The sequence below is a fragment of the Allosphingosinicella sp. genome, assembly GCF_036387215.1.
GTDB lineage: Bacteria > Pseudomonadota > Alphaproteobacteria > Sphingomonadales > Sphingomonadaceae > Allosphingosinicella.
Genome location: NZ_DASVUE010000345.1, coordinates 1 through 3,783, shown reverse-complemented (window position 1 = coordinate 3,783; position 3,783 = coordinate 1). Strand labels below are relative to the sequence as shown.

At 67.2% G+C, this 3,783-nt stretch carries 2 protein-coding genes and 2 pseudogenes; 2 read left to right on the top strand and 2 right to left on the bottom strand.

Going from position 1 to position 3,783, the window contains the following annotated elements; translation table 11 throughout:
• The coding region (locus tag VF662_RS13805) for an amidohydrolase (protein ID WP_464142273.1) at window positions 1-1,417 on the top strand (1,417 nt) is incomplete at its 5' end.
• On the opposite strand, the pseudogene VF662_RS13800 reads toward VF662_RS13805, so the two are convergent.
• Window positions 1,418-1,573 (bottom strand): annotated as a pseudogene (locus VF662_RS13800) (thioredoxin domain-containing protein); the annotation flags it as partial.
• A 332-nt stretch (window positions 1,574-1,905) separates the two neighbouring features.
• Here VF662_RS13800 and VF662_RS13795 point away from each other — a divergent pair.
• Window positions 1,906-3,531, top strand: a complete 1,626-nt coding sequence (locus VF662_RS13795; protein WP_464142275.1) for an alkaline phosphatase family protein — start codon at window positions 1,906-1,908, stop codon at window positions 3,529-3,531.
• On the opposite strand, the pseudogene VF662_RS13790 reads toward VF662_RS13795, so the two are convergent.
• Window positions 3,528-3,783 (bottom strand): annotated as a pseudogene (locus VF662_RS13790) (right-handed parallel beta-helix repeat-containing protein); the annotation flags it as partial. The gene VF662_RS13795 and the pseudogene VF662_RS13790 sit on opposite strands and share 4 nt — an antisense overlap.

Sequence of the window (3,783 nt, the reverse complement as noted above, 5' to 3'; positions counted from 1 at the left end):
GATCCCGGGCCTGATCGACGCGCACGGCCATGTGATGGGGCTCGGTTTCCAGGCTCTTCAGCTCGACCTCAGCGAGACGAAGTCGCTTCAAGAAGCACAGGCGAAGATCGCAGCTTACGCAGCCGCCAATCCGACGCCGCGTTGGATCATCGGCCGGGGCTGGAACCAGGAGAAATGGAACCTCGGCCGCTTCCCGACCGCCGCCGATCTAGACGCGGTCGTCCCCGGGCGCCCGGTATGGCTGGAGCGGGTCGACGGGCATGCCGGCTGGGCGAACAGCATGGCCATGAAGGAAGCCGGCGTCACCGCGGCGACCAAGTCCCCCGCTGGCGGCCGCATCGAAGTGGCCGGCAAGCAGCCCTCCGGCATCTTCGTCGACGCCGCTTCGTCACTGGTTGAGAAGGCGGTTCCGCCGCCGCTCCCGCGCGTCAGGGACAAGGCCTTAGAGACGGCCCAGAAGATCCTCCTGTCGAACGGCATCACAGGCGTCGCCGACATGGGCACGACCGCCGAGGATTGGCTCGTGATCCGCCGCGCAGGCGACGCCGGGCAATTGAACGTGCGCATCATGTCGTACGGCGCCGGCATCGACAATCTGCTCGCGGTTGCCGGCACCGGGCCGACGCCGTGGCTATACGACGGCCGGCTCCGGATGGTGGGCGTGAAGCTCTACAGCGACGGCGCCCTTGGCTCGCGCGGCGCTTGGCTGAAGCAGCCCTACAAGGACAAGCCGGGCGAGAAGGGTCTCGCCTTCCTCAACGACACCACGCTCAAGAACCTGATGAGCCGCGCTGCGATGGACAATTTCCAGGTCGCCGTGCACGCGATCGGAGATGCCGCGAATGCGCAGCTCCTCGAGGCGATCGAGGAGCTTTCCGGCACCTACAAGGGCGACCGGCGCTGGCGAATCGAGCATGCGCAGATCATCGACCCGGCCGACCTGCCGCGCTTCGGGCGCAACGGCATCATAGCCTCGATGCAGCCCGTCCACGAAGCGTCGGACTGGAAGATGGCGGAAGCGCGGATGGGGCTGGAGCGGCTCACCGGCGCTTACGCCTGGCGCACGATGCTCGCGAACAACGTGCCCCTGGCCTTTGGGTCCGACTTCCCGGTGGAATCCTCCAATCCGTTCCACGGCCTTTCCGTCGCCGTGACGCGCGAGGATGCGCAGGGGCAGCCGCCGGGCGGCTGGCAGCCCGAGCAGAAGCTGACGATGGCGCAGGCATTTTCCGCCTTCACCCGCGATGCCGCTTATGCGGGATTTGCCGAGGACCGGATCGGAAGCCTGGAGCCGGGAAGGCTCGCCGACTTCATCTTCATCGACCGCGACATCTTCCAGGTCGCGCCGCGGGAGGTGCGGGAGACGCAGGTGCTGGAGACTTGGCTCGGCGGGCGCAAGGTCTGGCAGCGCCAGTGATCAGGCGACGAGCGAGACGAGCCTTCCGGTCGTGAGCACCTGCGGCAGGATCTGCACCTCCTTGCCGGGGGCATAATAGAGGTACAGCGGCACTCCGGTGCGGCCGTGTTTCTCGAAGAAGCGGCCGATCGCGGCGTCGCCGCGCGTCCAATCCCCACCAGCACTTCCACCTCGCGGATCGCCGATGCTTAGCACTCCGTTGAGCAGTGCGGGCGCGGCGCCGGCGGCATTCCTCTCGACGATCAGCTGATCGCCGTTGCGGCTGAAGCTTTGCCGCGCGGAATAGCTCAGCGCACGCTCCGCCTCCGGAACGAAATAGGGCTCCCGCAGCTCCAGGGACGCGGGAATCGGGATAGAGACGCCAGCGCAGCCAATAACGTCGCGAAGAAAACGAAAAGCCGCATCAACCACCTTGCCGATTCAGGCGCAGCCTATACCATCGCCATCGCACCAATCAGGAACCCTCCCCGGGAGAACCAGCCTTGAAGCTGCTTAAGTGGGCCGCGCTTGCCGCTGCCGCCATTATCGCCGTGCCCGCCGCCGCGCAGCAGGCGAACCCGCCGAAGCTGATCGTGGCCCTCTCGGTCGATCAATTCTCGGCAAATCTGTTCGCGGAATACCGCCAGCATTTCACCGGCGGCCTCAGGCGCCTGTCGGACGGTATCGTGTTCCCTTCCGGCTATCAGGGCCACGCGGCCACGGAGACGTGCCCCGGCCACTCGACGATTCTCACCGGCTCCAGGCCGGCACGGACGGGGATCATCGCGAACAACTGGTTCAACCTCGGCGTCGAACGCGAGGACAAGAATGTCTATTGCTCCGAGGATCCGCGCATCCCCGGAAGCAGCTCGGAAAAATATACGGTTTCCACCTATCATCTGAAGGTGCCGGCGCTCGGCGACCATATGAAGCGGGTCGATCCGCGGAGCCGGGTCGCGGTCGCCGCGGGCAAGGACCGGGCGGCGATCATGATGGGCGGCTATAAGCCCGATCATCGCTGGTGGTGGACCGGCAAGGAGTTCTTCGCCGATCCCGCGACCGGCCAGCCGGCAAGAACGGGCGGGCTGGTGAACGCGAATGTCGCAGCGGCGCTCGCCGAGCCCCGGCAGCCGCTTCCGCTCCCGCCGCTCTGCGAGGCCAAGAGCCGCGCGATCCCGGTCGGAGGCGGCGGAAAGCCGGTCGGCACCGGCCGCTTCGCCCGCGACGCCGGGGACAGCAAAGCCTTCCGCGCCTCGCCCGAAATCGACGGCGCGACGCTCGCGCTTGCCGCCGGAATGCAGCAGGAGTTCGACCTTGGCCGAGGCCCTGCGACCGATCTCCTGATCGTCGGCCTCTCCGCGACGGACTATGTCGGCCACACCTACGGCACCGAAGGCAGCGAAATGTGCCTGCAGATGCTGGAGCTCGACCGAAGCCTCGGCGACTTCTTCGCCCGGCTCGATGCGACCGGCGTCGATTACGTCGTGATGCTGACCGCGGACCATGGCGGCGTCGACGTGCCCGAGCGGAACCGGGAGCACGCCATCCCCGACGCGGCCCGGGTCGATCCCGCGCTGTCGCCGAGCAATATGGGGAAAGCGCTCGGCGCCCGGCTGAAGCTGAAGGGGCCGGTCCTCTATGGCGACGGCGCGTTCGGCGACATGTATATCGACCGCAAGCTCGCGCCGGCACAGCGGCAGCGGGCGCTGGACGAAGCGGTCCGCAGCTACCGGGCGCATCCGCAGGTGGCCGAGGTCTTCACCTCCGCCCAGCTCCGGGCAGCCAGGAATCCGGTCGGCCCGCCCGACACCTGGAGCCTCGTCGACCGTGCCAAGGCATCGTTCGATCCGGAGCGATCGGGCGACTTCGTCGTGCTCCTGAAGCCGCGCGTGACGCCGATCTTCGATACCAGCCGAGGCTATGTGGCGACCCACGGCAGCCCGTGGGATTACGACCGGCGGGTGCCGATCCTGTTCTGGCGGAAGACCCTTCGGCCGTTCGAGCAGCCGCTTTCGGTCGAGACCGCGGACATCCTGCCGACCCTCGCCGCGCTCATTGGAGTGACCATCCCGGCCGGGACGATCGACGGCCGCTGCCTCGATCTGATGGAAGGGCCGGAGACGAGCTGCCGCTAACGCTTCTCGTAGAGCGCGATGCGGGAGGCGAGGCGGTTGCTCTCGATCCGGATCTTGTCGCCGCTCATGTCGGCAACGAAGCTGGTCCCGCTCCCGCCCGGGGCGATTGAAGCTTCGTTGTCGGCGATGACGAGGCCGTTGGAGCTCTGCTTCACGCCCTCGCCGGCAACGAAGATGAGAGCGCTGTAATTCTCCTTGTTCTTCCCCTGGACGAAGGCGTTGCGCGCGATCGTTCCGACGGCGCCGTGGGGA